At 66.3% G+C, this 13,629-nt stretch carries 11 protein-coding genes; 8 read left to right on the top strand and 3 right to left on the bottom strand.

Features of this window, described 5'->3' with window-relative positions; all coding sequences use genetic code 11:
- Positions 1-114: 114 nt before the first annotated feature.
- On the bottom strand, positions 115-1,608 hold the full coding sequence (locus tag C4N9_RS17645; protein WP_109534678.1) for a CRTAC1 family protein: 1,494 nt from the start codon (positions 1,606-1,608) through the stop codon (positions 115-117).
- Complete coding sequence (locus C4N9_RS17640; protein ID WP_245902607.1) at positions 1,605-2,891, bottom strand: ROK family transcriptional regulator; 1,287 nt, start codon at positions 2,889-2,891, stop codon at positions 1,605-1,607. Before C4N9_RS17640 ends, C4N9_RS17645 begins: the two co-directional genes overlap by 4 nt.
- A 206-nt stretch (positions 2,892-3,097) precedes the next feature.
- On the opposite strand from C4N9_RS17640, the gene xylF reads away from it, so the two are divergent.
- The 6 genes from xylF (at position 3,098) to C4N9_RS17610 (ending at position 10,695) form a co-directional block, all read left to right on the top strand.
- On the top strand, positions 3,098-4,135 hold the full coding sequence (xylF, locus tag C4N9_RS17635; RefSeq protein ID WP_109534676.1) for a D-xylose ABC transporter substrate-binding protein: 1,038 nt from the start codon (positions 3,098-3,100) through the stop codon (positions 4,133-4,135).
- Between the two features lie 72 nt (positions 4,136-4,207).
- Complete coding sequence (locus C4N9_RS17630; protein ID WP_109534675.1) at positions 4,208-5,632, top strand: sugar ABC transporter permease; 1,425 nt, start codon at positions 4,208-4,210, stop codon at positions 5,630-5,632.
- Complete coding sequence (locus tag C4N9_RS17625) at positions 5,632-6,396, top strand: ATP-binding cassette domain-containing protein (protein WP_109534674.1); 765 nt, start codon at positions 5,632-5,634, stop codon at positions 6,394-6,396. The genes C4N9_RS17630 and C4N9_RS17625 overlap by 1 nt, the downstream gene beginning before the upstream one ends.
- Complete coding sequence (gene xylB, locus C4N9_RS17620) at positions 6,396-7,829, top strand: xylulokinase (protein ID WP_109534673.1); 1,434 nt, start codon at positions 6,396-6,398, stop codon at positions 7,827-7,829. The genes C4N9_RS17625 and xylB overlap by 1 nt, the downstream gene beginning before the upstream one ends.
- 14 nt (positions 7,830-7,843) lie before the next feature.
- A complete protein-coding gene (gene xylA, locus C4N9_RS17615) occupies positions 7,844-9,145 on the top strand; it encodes a xylose isomerase (RefSeq protein WP_109534672.1) in 1,302 nt (433 codons plus the stop codon).
- A 158-nt stretch (positions 9,146-9,303) separates the two neighbouring features.
- A complete protein-coding gene (locus tag C4N9_RS17610) occupies positions 9,304-10,695 on the top strand; it encodes an FAD-binding oxidoreductase (RefSeq protein ID WP_109534671.1) in 1,392 nt (463 codons plus the stop codon).
- 57 nt (positions 10,696-10,752) lie between these two features.
- On the opposite strand, the gene C4N9_RS17605 is transcribed toward C4N9_RS17610, so the two are convergent.
- Complete coding sequence (locus C4N9_RS17605; protein ID WP_109534670.1) at positions 10,753-11,241, bottom strand: fasciclin domain-containing protein; 489 nt, start codon at positions 11,239-11,241, stop codon at positions 10,753-10,755.
- A gap of 261 nt (positions 11,242-11,502) precedes the next feature.
- On the opposite strand from C4N9_RS17605, the gene msrP reads away from it, so the two are divergent.
- On the top strand, positions 11,503-12,405 hold the full coding sequence (gene msrP, locus C4N9_RS17600) for a protein-methionine-sulfoxide reductase catalytic subunit MsrP (protein ID WP_109534669.1): 903 nt from the start codon (positions 11,503-11,505) through the stop codon (positions 12,403-12,405).
- Positions 12,405-13,052 carry a protein-methionine-sulfoxide reductase heme-binding subunit MsrQ gene (gene msrQ / locus C4N9_RS17595; RefSeq protein WP_109534668.1) on the top strand — a complete coding sequence of 216 codons (648 nt, stop codon included), beginning with the start codon at positions 12,405-12,407 and terminating at the stop codon, positions 13,050-13,052. The genes msrP and msrQ overlap by 1 nt, the downstream gene beginning before the upstream one ends.
- Positions 13,053-13,629 lie beyond the last annotated feature (577 nt).

Raw genomic sequence — 13,629 nt, 5'->3', positions numbered from 1 at the left:
CTTTGTTCCGGAAGTATCCTCGGGAGGGTCCGGGAGGGTGGAAAACCCTCCCGGGCGGGTGCGGGCCTGCGGCCCGCGCGGCGTTGCGGGGCTCGATGCCCCGCAACGCCGCCCTCACTCCTGGGGCGACAGGGTCAGGACGCGGTCGACGCCGCTCTCCACGCGGCTCACGCGACCGTCCGGCCATTCGACCCGGATCACCACCTCCGTCGCACTTCCCAGCCCGACATGCAGCGGCAGCGCCTGCCCGCCGGCATGGCCGCCGCCGACGGTGACCTGTTGTCCCTGCATTCCCGCCGCGCTCTCGACCGTCACCACCGCCCCGACAGCCCGGCTGTTCGCGCCCGGCTGGCGCAGGTCGAGCGCGATCCAGTGGCCGCGCCCGGGCGTCACGTTGCGATAAAGCTCCATCGGTGCGCGGCGGTTGATCACCACCAGGTCCAGCCCGCCATCGCCGTCCAGATCGGCCAGCGCCGCGCCCCGCGCGCGGGTCCGGGTCGCCACGCCCGCCTCGGTGGCGCGCTGCACGAAGGTGCCGTCCGCCTGCTGCATCAGCAGATCGTTGGGATCCTCGATCGCATTCGTCGGCATCTGGTCGACATTGCCCTTGGCGATGAACAGGTCGGCGCGGCCGTCATTGTCCACGTCGCCGAACTGCGCGTGCCATCCGGTCGAGGGACGGCCATCGCTTCCATCATGGGGAAGGGTTGCATAAGTCCCCATCGCATAGGGTGCCGCCGCGTAGGTGCCATCGGGTTGTGCGATTTGTAGCAGTTGATCGCCCATCGAAGTCAGCATCACCTCGTCGCGCCCGTCGCCATCGAGATCGCGCGACGCGATGCCCATGCCCCAGAGCGAGACGTGTTGCCAGCCGTCTTCTGGCGTCAGGAAACGATGCTCGGCGATGTCCCACATCTGCTCATAGCCGCCGCGCACATAGTAGTGCCGGTCGTTCGAGATCCGCAGCGTCGGGCGGCCCCGCGCGTCGCGGGCGGCCAGCATCGACAGCGCGCAGAAACCGGGCTCGAGCGGTTCTTCGCGCCAGCCCTCGGTCTGGGGGATCATCAGGCTGTTGGTGTCGCAGGCCTCGAACGGCCCCTCGGGGTTGCTGCGGTCGACATAATGGCCGATGGCGAGCGTGGGGCGGCTGGCGCCGTCTTCCCACCACGCCGTGAAGGCGGTGGTCCAGTGGTCGTCCTGCGGGAAGCCCCAGGCATCGGTCACGTCCTCGAAACGGCAATTCGCCCCGCCACGCAGCACCCGGTCGGCGCCAGCCCGCAGGATATAGAGGTCGAGGATCCCGTCGCCGTCCAGATCCAGCGGATAGGCCCCGGTGGCGCCGGTCAGGGTGGGAAAAGGGCCGGCCTCGAAGACCATGTCGCCCCGGTTGCGCAGGAACAGCATCGGATTCGTGCCACCGGCGGCCAGGATCTCGGGGCGGGCATCGCCGTTGCAATCGAACACCGCGACCCCGCCGCCGACGAAATGTTCCCAGCCGCCGTCATAGACATGGCGGGGCAGGGTATCGGACAGGTCCTGAAAGCGCGGCGTGGCGAGCGCGGGGGTGGCCGCGCCGATCAGGGTGAGGACAAGCCAGCGCAGTTTCATGCCGCCTGACCCAGAGCGGTGTCGGTCACATGCCCCAGCGCCAGCGCCGCCGCGCCCCGTGCCCAGACCATGTCGCCCCAGTTATGGATCTCGACCCGGCAGGCGGGGCGGCCGTGATTGAGCGTGAGCGACAGCGCGTCGGCCATGACCTCGTCGGCATAGAGGTAGTCGTAGCGCATCCGCTCGCCCGACAGGATAATCAGCGTCGGATCGAAAAGCTGGATGACGTTGGACAGCCCGACCGCAAGATAGCGCCCGGCGCGGCGGAAGATCGAGCGCGCGGCCATGTTCCCGCCCTTGGCCTCGGCGAACAGCGTGTCCAGCATGGACTGCGCCGAGGCCATGTTGCGCGGATTGCGTCCCAGCGCCGTCCCCGCCTCGCGTGCCAGCGCGTAATCGGCGAGATAGGCTTCTAAACAGCCACGCTGGCCGCAGCGGCACAGCGCGCCGTCGAGCTGCACCTTGATATGGCCCAGCTCCATCCCCATACCGCGCGTGCCCCGGTAAAGCCGGTTGCCGACCACCAGCCCCATGCCGACGCCGTGTTCGATGGTGACGACGGCGAAGTCGGAATTGGCCCGACCGGCGCCGAACCACAGCTCGGCCAGCGTCAGCATGTTGGCGTCGTTATCGACCAGGGCGGGGCAGCCAAGCCTGCGCGTCAGCCGTTCGGCCAGCGCGAGGTTCTCGCCTTCCAGCAGCGGCGACCACGGAACCAGACCCTCGATCGGATCGACAAGGCCCGAGATTCCCACCCCAACCGCCGCGATATCGGAGATCGTCAGCCCGGCTTTTTCCAGCACCAGGTCGACCAGCTGCGCGGTCTCGCCCGCGATCTGGTCCATGGTCTTGCGCACCGCCGGCGTGGGCAGCATCGCCTCGGCCAGGATGGTGCCGGCGAAATCGGCCAGAACGGCGGTGTGGCGTTCGTCCGACAGCTTGATCCCGACCACGCGATGCGCCTCGGGCACGACCGACAGCGCGACCGAGGGGCGGCCGCGCCCGGTTTCGCGCCGGTCGCGCGCGGCCTCGTCGGATTCCTGGAGGTAGCCGCGCTCGATCAGGTCCGAGGTCACCTGCGTGACCGATCCCGCGCTGATTCCCAGCGCGCGAGAGACATCGGCGCGTGCGGCCTGCCCGGTGGCGCGGACATGTTCGAAGACTTTCTGGCGCAGCGGCTTCGTGTCGAGTTCGGGGCCGGGCAGCAGCGGGCCGCAGCCGGAAGGGGCCGCCGACTCGTCGGGGCGCTGCGTCAAGGAAACGGCCGACATTCGTTCATTCATCAAATAATATCCCCTCGCTGCAGCGCGGCGCGACCCCGCTTCCTCCCCGAAGCGTCCCTGGATCGGCCTGAAGCCCGTATTGAAACACGAAAATTGCTTATATGCGAGAATATTTATTTTGACACCTAAACAAAATAACCTATCCTGCCCGCATCGGGAGGAGCCCGAGGCCTGTGTCAACGGGTCGTTATCCAGGGAGGAAAAACATGCGCAAGGCATTGTACGCCGCGGCCGTTGCGGCTGCGGGTTTCATGACATCCGCGGCCACCACGGCGATGGCGCAGGACATCACGGTGGGTGTCAGCTGGTCGAATTTCCAGGAAGAGCGCTGGCGCACGGACGAGACCGCCATCGTCGCCGCTCTTGAAGCGGCGGGCGCCGAGTATGTCTCGGCGGACGCGCAATCGTCCTCGGCCAAGCAGCTTTCCGATATCGAGGCGCTGATCGCGCAGGGTGTCGATGCGCTGATCGTGCTGGCGCAGGACGCGCAGGCCATCGGTCCGGCCGTGCAGGCCGCCGCGGACGAAGGCATTCCGGTCATCGCCTATGACCGCCTGATCGAAGACCCGCGTGCCTTCTACCTGACCTTCGACAATGTCGAAGTCGGCCGGATGCAGGCCCGCGCCGTGTTCGAGGCGATGCCCGAAGGGCGCTACGTGATGATCAAGGGCTCGCCCACCGATCCCAATGCCGACTTCCTGCGCGGCGGCCAGCAGGAGATCCTGCAGGAGGCCATCGACTCGGGCGCGATCGAGATCGTGGGCGAAGCCTATACCGATGGCTGGCTGCCCGCCAACGCGCAGCGCAACATGGAGCAGATCCTGACCGCCACCGATAACGGCGTCGACGCCGTGGTCGCGTCGAATGACGGCACCGCCGGCGGCGTCGTCGCCGCGCTGACCGCGCAGGGCATGCAGGGTATCCCGGTTTCGGGTCAGGACGGCGACCATGCCGCGCTGAACCGCATCGCGCTGGGCACGCAGACCGTGTCGGTGTGGAAAGACGCCCGTGAACTGGGCCGCGCGGCCGCCGAAATCGCCGTCGAACTGGCCCGCGGCACCGCGATGGCCGATATCGAGGGCGCCGAGGAATGGACCTCGCCCGGCGGCACGACGATGACGTCGATGTTCCTGGCCCCCGTTCCGATCACCGCCGACAACCTGTCTGTCGTGGTCGATGCCGGCTGGATCAGCCAGGAAGCGCTTTGCCAGGGCGTCTCGGACGGCCCGGCGCCGTGCAACTGATCTGAGCAAAGGCCCTGGCGGCGCGTTCGCCGGGGCCCCCTTTTCCCAATTCCCTGCACCGAGAGTTCCGCCATGAGCGATACCGCGCGCCCCGCCCAGACGCCCCGGCGCCGTTCCCTGATCGAGTCGCTGGAGATCGACACGCGGCTCTTGGGCATGATCGCCGCCTTCGCGCTGATCTGCATTGCCTTCGACATGATGACAGGCGGCCGTTTCCTCAGCCCGCGCAACATCTTCAACCTGTCCATCCAGACCGTCAGCGTGGCGATCATGGCGACCGGCATGGTCTTTGTCATTGTCACCCGCCATATCGACCTGTCCGTGGGGGCGCTGCTGGCGACCTGTTCGGCGGTGATGGCGATGATGCAGCAGGCTTGGCTGCCCAACCTGATGGGGCTGGAACTGGGCCACTGGGCCATCGCGCCGCTGGCCATCCTGACCGGCCTGATCGCCGGAACGCTGATCGGGGCCGCGCAGGGCTGGCTGGTGGGCTATCTGACCATCCCCGCCTTCATCGTCACGCTGGGCGGTCTGCTCGTGTGGCGCAACGTGGCGTGGTACCTGACCGGCGGCCAGACGATCGGCCCGCTGGACGAGAATTTCCAGCTGTTCGGGGGCATCAACGGCACGCTGGGCGCAAGCTGGAGCTGGATCCTGGGCGCCATCGCGGCCGCTGCGGCGGTGTGGATCGTGTTCTCGGCCCGGCGCAAGAAGATCTCGCATGAATTCCCGGTCAAGCCGCTCTGGGCCGAAGGGGTGCTGGCGGGCCTGTTCGTGGTGCTGATCCTGGGCTTCGTGGCTATCCTCAACGCCTACGAGGTGCCGATGGGCCGCCTGCGCCGGATCTTCGAGGCGCGCGGCGAAACGGTGCCCGAGGGCTTCTCGATGGGCTACGGGCTGCCGATCTCGGTGCTGCTGCTGATCCTCGTGGCCATTGCCATGACCGTGATCGCCCGCAAGACCCGGCTGGGCCGCTATATCTTTGCCACCGGCGGCAACCCGGATTCGGCCGAGCTGTCGGGCATCAATACCCGCTTCCTGACCGTCAAGGTCTTCGCCATCATGGGCTTTCTGTGCGCCCTGTCGGCGGTCGTGGCCTCGGCCCGGCTGACCAACCACGCCAACGACATCGGCACGCTCGACGAATTGCGGGTGATCGCGGCGGCGGTGATCGGCGGGACGGCGCTGTCGGGCGGGCTGGGCACGATCTATGGCGCCGTTCTGGGCGCGCTGATCATGCAGTCGCTGCAATCGGGCATGGCGATGATCGGCGTCGACGCGCCGTTCCAGAACATCGTCGTCGGCGCTGTGCTGGTCGAGGCCGTGCTTCTGGACATCGCGTATCGTGTTCCGTCCGTCCGCCCCAAGGCGCTGCTGTTCCACCTGATCGTGCTGCCGATCCTGATCCTGATGTTCTTCGGTGTGCTCTATTTCGCCGTCTCGGCTGTCGTGGCCGTGATCCTGGGTGTCTTCTTCAAGCGCAAGGGAGTGCTGTGATGGTCGACCGTACCGGAACCCCTCTGGTCGAGATGCGCGACATCTCGATTTCCTTCGGCGGCATCAAGGCCGTGGATCACGTCAGCGTCGATCTGTTCCCGGGCGAGGTCGTGGGCCTGCTGGGGCATAACGGCGCCGGCAAGTCGACGCTGATCAAGTGCCTGTCGGGCGCCTACCGGATGGATTCGGGGCAGATCTTCGTCGACGGCAAGGAAGCCGAGATCAACAACCCCCGGGACGCGCGCACCTATAATATCGAGACGATCTACCAGACGCTGGCTCTGGCCGACAATCTCGATGCGGCGGCCAACCTTTTCCTGGGGCGCGAGATCACCACGCCCCTGGGCTTCGTCGACGACGGCGCGATGGAGGCAGAGACGCGCAAGATCATGGGGCGGCTGAACCCCAATTTCCGCAAGTTCAACGCGCCGGTTTCCGCCCTGTCGGGTGGCCAGCGTCAGTCGGTCGCCATCGCGCGCGCGGTCTATTTCAATGCCCGCGTGCTGATTATGGACGAACCGACCGCAGCGCTTGGCCCGCAGGAAACGCAGATGGTCGCCGACCTGATCGACGAGCTGAAGCGTCAGGGGCTGGGGATCTTCCTGATCGATCACGACGTCCATCAGGTGAAGAAGCTGTGCGACCGCGCGGCGGTGATGAAGAACGGCGAGCTGGTGGGCGTGGTGAAGGTGGATGAAGTCACCGAGGACGACATCCTTGCGATGATCATCCTGGGCAAGAAACCCGAACATCTGGCGGCCTGATGTATATTGGACTGGATCTGGGGACGTCTTCCCTGAAGGCGATCCTCATCGATGACGAGCAGCGCGTTCTGGCCGAGCACAGCGTCGCGCTGACGGTGGAGCGGCTGCATGACGGCTGGTCCGAGCAGAACCCCGAAAGCTGGGAAAAAGCCGTGCGCGAAGCGCTGGCGGCGATCCGCGCGCAGCATGATTGCACCGGGCTCACCGGCATCGGGCTGTCGGGGCACATGCACGGCGCGACCCTCTTGGCCAAGGACGGCACGGTCCTGCGGCCCTGCATGTTGTGGAACGATACCCGCAGCCATGCCGAGGCTGCCGAAATGGATGCCGATCCCGCGTTTCGCGAGATCACGGGCAATATCGTCTTTCCGGGTTTTACCGCGCCCAAGGTCGAATGGGTGCGCCGCAACGAGCCCGAGATCTTCGCGAAGACCGCGAAGATCCTGCTGCCCAAGGACTACCTGCGTTTCTATCTGACCGGCGAATATGTGGCCGAGATGTCGGATGCCGCCGGAACCGCGTGGTTCGATACCGGCGCGCGCGACTGGTCGGACCGGCTGCTGGCCATCTGCGGTTTGTCGCGTTATTCCATGCCGCGACTGGTCGAAGGGTCCGCGGTTTCGGGGACGCTGCGCGGCGATCTGGCCGCCGAGCTTGGGCTGCCCGCCTGCGTCGTGGCCGGGGGCGGGGGCGACAATGCCGCCGCCGCGATCGGCGCGGGCGTGGTGCGAGAGGGCGAGGCGTTTCTCAGCCTCGGGACCTCGGGCGTGCTGTTTGCCGCCAATGACCGTTATCGGCCCGATCCCGCGACCGCGGTCCATGCCTTTTGCCACGCCGTGCCCGGAACATGGCATCAGATGGGCGTGATCCTTGCTGCGACCGATGCGCTGAATTGGCTGTCACGGCTGACCGGGCAATCGGCGGCGGCGCTGACCTCGGATCTGGGGGCGCTGCGGGCGCCCGCGCAGACGCTGTTCCTGCCTTATCTGGGCGGTGAGCGGACGCCGCATAACGATGCGGCGATCCGGGGCCAGTTCCTGCATCTCGACCACGCGACCGATGCGAAAGCCGCCGCGCGCGCGGTGATGGAGGGCGTGGCCTTTGCCTTTGCCGATTGCCGCGACGCGCTGGGGGCGACCGGCACCACGATCACCCGCGCGCTCGCCATCGGCGGGGGCGCGCGCTCGGGCTATTGGCTCGACGTGCTGGCCACGGCCTGCGGCTTCCCGCTGGACGTGCCCGAACAGGGCGAGTTCGGCGCGGCCTTGGGGGCGGCGCGTCTGGGCATGATGGCGGCCACCGGCGCCGGGCCCGAGATCGCCACCGCGCCCCCCGTCGCGCGCAGCCACGATCCCGACACCGCGCTGGCCCCGGCCTTTGCCGAGGCGCATCAGCGCTACAAGGCGGCTTATGCCGCGATCAAGACCCTCTGACACAGGACACTCCCATGACCGACTTCTTCCACGGCATCGACAAGATCCGCTACGAGGGCCCCGAAAGCGACAACGAATTCGCGTTCCGGCATTACAATCCGGACGAACTGATCCTCGGCAAGCCGATGAAGGATCACCTGCGGTTCGCGGTGGCCTATTGGCACAGCTTTGCCTGGCCCGGCGGCGACCCGTTCGGGGGCCAGACCTTCGAGCGGCCTTGGTTCGGCGAGTCGATGGATCACGCCAAGCTCAAGGCCGATGTGGCTTTCGAGATGTTCGAGATCCTCGGCGCGCCGTATTTCTGCTTCCACGATGTCGATGTGCGCCCCGAAGGCGAAGGCTTTGCCGAGAACACCGCGCGTCTGCGCGAGATCACGGATTACTTCGCCGAGAAGATGGAAAATTCGGACACCAAGCTTCTGTGGGGCACGGCGAATCTGTTCAGCCACCGCCGCTTCATGGCCGGCGCCGCGACGAACCCCGACCCCGAGGTTTTCGCCTTCTCGGCCGCGACGATCAAGACTTGCATGGATGCGACCCACAAGCTGGGCGGCGAGAATTATGTCCTGTGGGGCGGGCGCGAGGGTTACGAGACGCTGCTCAACACCGACCTGGCGCGCGAGCGCGCGCAGGCGGGGCGGATGCTGCAGATGGTGGTCGATTACAAGCACAAGATCGGCTTCAAGGGCACGATCCTGATCGAGCCCAAACCGCAGGAGCCGACCAAGCATCAATACGATTACGACGTCGCCACGGTCTACGGCTTCCTCAAGGATTTCGGGCTGGAAAACGAGGTGAAGGTCAATATCGAGCAGGGCCACGCGATCCTTGCGGGCCACAGCTTCGAGCATGAACTGGCGCTGGCATCCTCGCTGGGGATCTTCGGCTCGATCGACATGAACCGGAACGATTATCAATCGGGCTGGGATACCGACCAGTTCCCCAACAATGTCCCCGAGATGACGCTGGCCTATTACGAAGTGCTGAAAGCCGGGGGCTTCACCACCGGCGGCACCAATTTCGACGCCAAGCTGCGCCGCCAGTCGCTCGACCCCGAGGATCTGATCCTGGCGCATGTCGGCGGCATGGATGCCTGCGCGGCCGGTCTGAAGGCGGCGGCGCGGATGCTGGAAGACGGCAAGCTGGAAGCGGCGCGCAACGAGCGTTACGCGGGCTGGGAGACCTCGGACGGGCGGGCGCTGATGGAGAGCGATCTGGAAACCATCGCGCATCTGGTCGAGGACAAGAAGATCAACCCGCAGCCGCGTTCGGGTCGGCAGGAGCGGCTGGAAAACCTGGTCAACCGCTATCTGTGACGCGCCCGGTTCCGGCATCGGGACATCGGCGCGATATCCCCTTGGCTTGCCCTGAACGCTGATCCGACGGCCCAGGGCGGGCCGGACCTCTTACAAATCCGGGCGCTCCGTGACAGGATCGCCCGGATTTTTCGTGGGGCCTGTTGGCGAGGGCAGCAATGACACTGGCAGAGATCCTGGCGCGGGAACTGGGCGCCGAGCATGTCCTGGGCCCTGAGAAACTGTCGCTCAGGCATCCGGGCTGGTGCGCGCAGTCGCTGGATGCCGGCCTGTTGGTGCGCCCCGCCGATGCCGCCGAGTTGTCGGCGATCCTGAAGGCCACGCCCGGCGTGCCGGTGGTGCCGCAGGGCGGCGTCACGGGGCTGGTCGAAGGCACGGCCTCGTCCCCCGGCGAGATCATCGTCTCCTTCGAGCGGATGAACCGGATCGAGCAGATTGACCCGGCGCAGGGCGTGGCGCTGGTGGGGGCTGGCGTCACGCTGGCGCAGCTCGATGCCGCGCTGGAGCCCCATGGGCTGATGGCCGGGGTGGATATCGGCGCGCGCGACAGCTGCACGATCGGCGGCATGGTGTCGACCAACGCGGGCGGGATCCGGGTGTTGCGCTATGGCATGATGCGCGCCAGCGTGCTGGGGCTTGAGGTCGTGCGGGCGGACGGGACGGTGCTGGACCTGACTTCGCCGCTGATGAAGAACAATGCGGGCTACGATCTGAAACAGGTCTTCATCGGCTCCGAGGGCACGCTGGGGCTGGTGACGAAGGTGGCGTTGCGATTGTTCCCGCGGCCCAGGGCGATTGCCACCGCGCTTGTGGGGATCGATGCGCGGGCGCTGTCGGCGTTCATGCCGCGTCTGCGGCTGGCGCTGGGCGAGGGGCTGGCCGCGCTGGAGGGGATGTGGCCCGATTGCTATCGCCGCTGCGCCGAATTTCAGGGCGTGACGCCGCTGCCGCTGCAGGCCGGGCCGGACGGGCCGGGGCTGTTCCTGATCGCCGAGGCGTTCGGCCCCGACGATACCGCCGCGCAAACGGCGCTGGAGCAGGCGTTGGTGCCGATGTTGGAAGACGGGACGATCCGCGATGCCGTGCTGGCGCAATCGGGGGCCGAGCGCGCCCGGATCTGGCGCATCCGCGAAGGGGCAGGGGTGATCGGTGGCGACGGCGCGCCGGGCTATCACTACGACGTCTCGCTGAAATTGGCCGATCTGGACCCCTATGTGCAGCGCCTGCAGGCAAAGGTGGCGGACGCGTTCGACGGTATCGCGGTGCTGGTCTTCGGCCATGTGGGCGACGGCAACCTGCATCTGTCGCTGATGCCCGACGGAACATTGCCGCCGCGCGATGCGGTCGATGCCGTGGTCTATGGTGTTCTGGCCGGGTTCGAAAGCAGCGCGATTTCTGCCGAGCACGGGGTTGGGCTGGAAAAGCGCGCGGCGCTTCAGACCTATCGGCCCGCCGGGATCCTGGCGGCGATGGGCACGCTGAAAGCGGCGTTCGACCCGGAAGGGCGGCTCAATCCCGGGAAGGTTCTGCCGGGGAACGGTCCGCGCTGAAACGAAAGCCGCCCCGCGCTTGGGACACGGGGCGGCGGACTGGAAAGTCGGGGCGGATTATTCCGGCATCAGCACGGCGTCGATGACGTGGATGACGCCGTTCGACGCCTCGATATCGGTCATGGTGATGTTGGCGCCGTTGACCTGCGGGCCGCTTTCCAGCGTGAAGGTGACTTCCTGGCCGTTGACGGTTTCGGCCATCATGCCCTCGCTCAGGTCACCGGCCATGACGGCCCCCGGCACGACGTGATAGGTCAGGATGCCGGTCAGCGCCTCGGTGTCTTCGAGCAGGGCTTCGACCGTACCCTCGGGCAGCGCGGCGAACGCGGCGTCGGTCGGTGCGAAGACGGTGAACGAGCCTTCCCCCTTCAACGTGTCGACAAGGCCCGCCGCTTCGACCGCGGCCACGAGCGTGGTGAAGTTGCCATTGGCGACGGCGGTGTCGACGATGTCCATCTCGCCCGACATCGAGCCATGGTTGTCGGCCCAGGCGGTCCCGGCAAAAGCGCAGACCGAAGCGAAGGCGAAAGCGGTTGTACGAAGCATCGTGTATCTCCCGTTGGGTGTTGCGTATGGCAGGGAAACGGAGCGGCGGCGCGCGTGGATCACCCTCACGATTCTGTGCGCCGGTCTTGACGGAATGCGCCTTTGCGCAAAGCCGAGGGTTTTTCGAATTTCCACTCACATTTAGTTGACGACCGGAACCGGAATTTTCCGAAATCCGGTGAAACGACCGGGCCCTTGGGCCGTATTGTCCTGCAAAGGCATCGCGCGCCGCATCGCCGATGCGAAGCAAAGGAGACAGAGATGGCCCGCCGCTGGACGAACGATCTGACCCATGCCGATGTCACACCCAAGGCTCTGTGGCTCAACCGCCGACAGATCATGGCGGGGATGGCGGGCGCGACCGCGCTGTCGATGGCCGGACGGGGCGCCATGGCGCAGGGGCTGGAGCCCAACACGCTGGAGCAGATCTCGAGCTACAACAACTTCTACGAGTTCGGCACCGGCAAGGAAGATCCGATGCGCCATGCCGACGCGATGCAGATCGAGCCGTGGTCGATCACCGTGGACGGGATGGTCGACAATCCGGGCGAGTATGCGCTGGCCGATCTTCTGGACGGGCTGGATATCGAAGAGCGGATCTATCGTTTCCGCTGTGTCGAGGCGTGGTCGATGGTCGTGCCCTGGAACGGGGTCGAGCTGGCCGATGTCCTGGACCGGGTGGGCGTGCAATCGGGCGCGCGCTTCGTCGCGTTCGAGACCGTGGTGCAGCCCGACAACATGCCGGGCGTGCGGCGCGGCGTCATTCCCTTCCCCTATATTGAAGGTCTGCGGCTTGACGAGGCGCGCCATCCCCTGACGCTGCTGGCCACCGGGATCTACGGCGAGCCGATGCCCAAGCAGAACGGCGCGCCGATCCGGCTGGTCGTGCCGTGGAAATACGGCTTCAAGTCGATCAAGTCGATCGTACGGATCACCCTGACCGACACGATGCCCGAAACAACGTGGAACAACCTCAATGCGCGCGAATACGGGTTCTATTCGAACGTGAACCCCGAAGTGGACCACCCGCGCTGGAGCCAGGCGACCGAGCGTCAGATCGGCGGCGGCCTGTTCGCGCGCCGGCAGGACACGCTGATGTTCAACGGCTACGAGGACGAGGTCGCCGCGCTCTATGAGGGCATGGACCTGCGGGAGAATTACTGATGGCCTCGGTCACCCTTGCGCAGCGGATCAACCGGGCGCAGCGCCATGTGCCCGCCTGGCCGATCTACCTGATCGGGCTGGGCTGGATGGGCTGGCTGTTCTGGCTGGGGCTGAGCGGCCAGCTGGGACCCGAGCCCATCAACGCGCTGGAACGCGATTACGGGCTTCTGACGCTGCAGCTCCTGGTGGCGACGCTGGTGGTGACGCCCCTGCGGCGATTCACCAATGTCAGCCTGATCAAGTATCGCCGCGCGCTGGGTGTGACCGCCTTCCTGTTCCTGCTGGCGCATTTCCTCGTCTGGGCGGTGCTGGACCTGCAATCCCTCTCCCGGATCGGGGCCGAGATCGTCAAGCGCCCGTATATCACCATCGGCTTTGCGGCCTTCGTGCTGCTGATCCCGCTGGCGGTGACCTCGAACAACCTGTCGATCCGCAAGCTGGGGCCGCTGGTCTGGCGCCGGATCCACAAGCTCACCTATCCCGCGATCCTGCTGGGGGCCGTTCACTTCGTCTGGCTGGTCAAAGGCTATCCGTGGGAGCCGTTCCTGTATCTGGGCGCGATCATCGCCTTGCTGGCGGTCCGATTGATCCCCGCGCGCCGGCCCGCCCGCGCCAACCCGCCCGCCGGAGCCGCGCCCAGCCGCTGACTCGGCGCCGATTCCCGTCCTTGCCGGTGACGCCCGGGCGAGTCGGATGAATCGGAGGGGCGAGTCGGGGTCCCGTGAAAAAAAATCGACCGGAATCACGCGGAATCGGGGCAGGGATTCGGGGCGTCCGGGTCGAATCCTGTCCGTCTGGTCAGGAAATTGCGCACAGCGACCCGCATCGCGCAATATTCACCCCGCCCATCAGGAAGGCAAACTGCCCCCCTACGACGCCCCACAGGCGGGGGTCGATTTTGTTCGCGCTGCCAGAGCCAATAAAACAAGGGCTTGTGACAGTTCCGCGAAAAAAAACGACGAGGCCCTGCATTTTTCCTCTTGCGGGTTTTGGCGCCGGGGCCTAGATACCGCCTCACCGAAGCGGCGGGGACGCGGAAACGCGAACGAAGCAGCGACGGCGGCGGAAACGCCGACAACATATCTGGATGCGAGGCGAGCGAAGGCGCTAGGCAAGACTAGCGAGTTCTTCGTTTTGTGTTCGGAACGCTTTTTGAAAATTTGGTGTATGAAGGGATATGCGGGCGGTTTGGTTCGTTTCGATGGATCGGACGTTTGCATATCG

The sequence above is a fragment of the Pararhodobacter marinus genome (genome assembly GCF_003122215.1).
Lineage (GTDB): Bacteria > Pseudomonadota > Alphaproteobacteria > Rhodobacterales > Rhodobacteraceae > Pararhodobacter > Pararhodobacter marinus.
The sequence above is the reverse complement of the archived record's forward strand: the minus strand, read 5'-3'. Positions and strand labels throughout refer to the sequence as shown.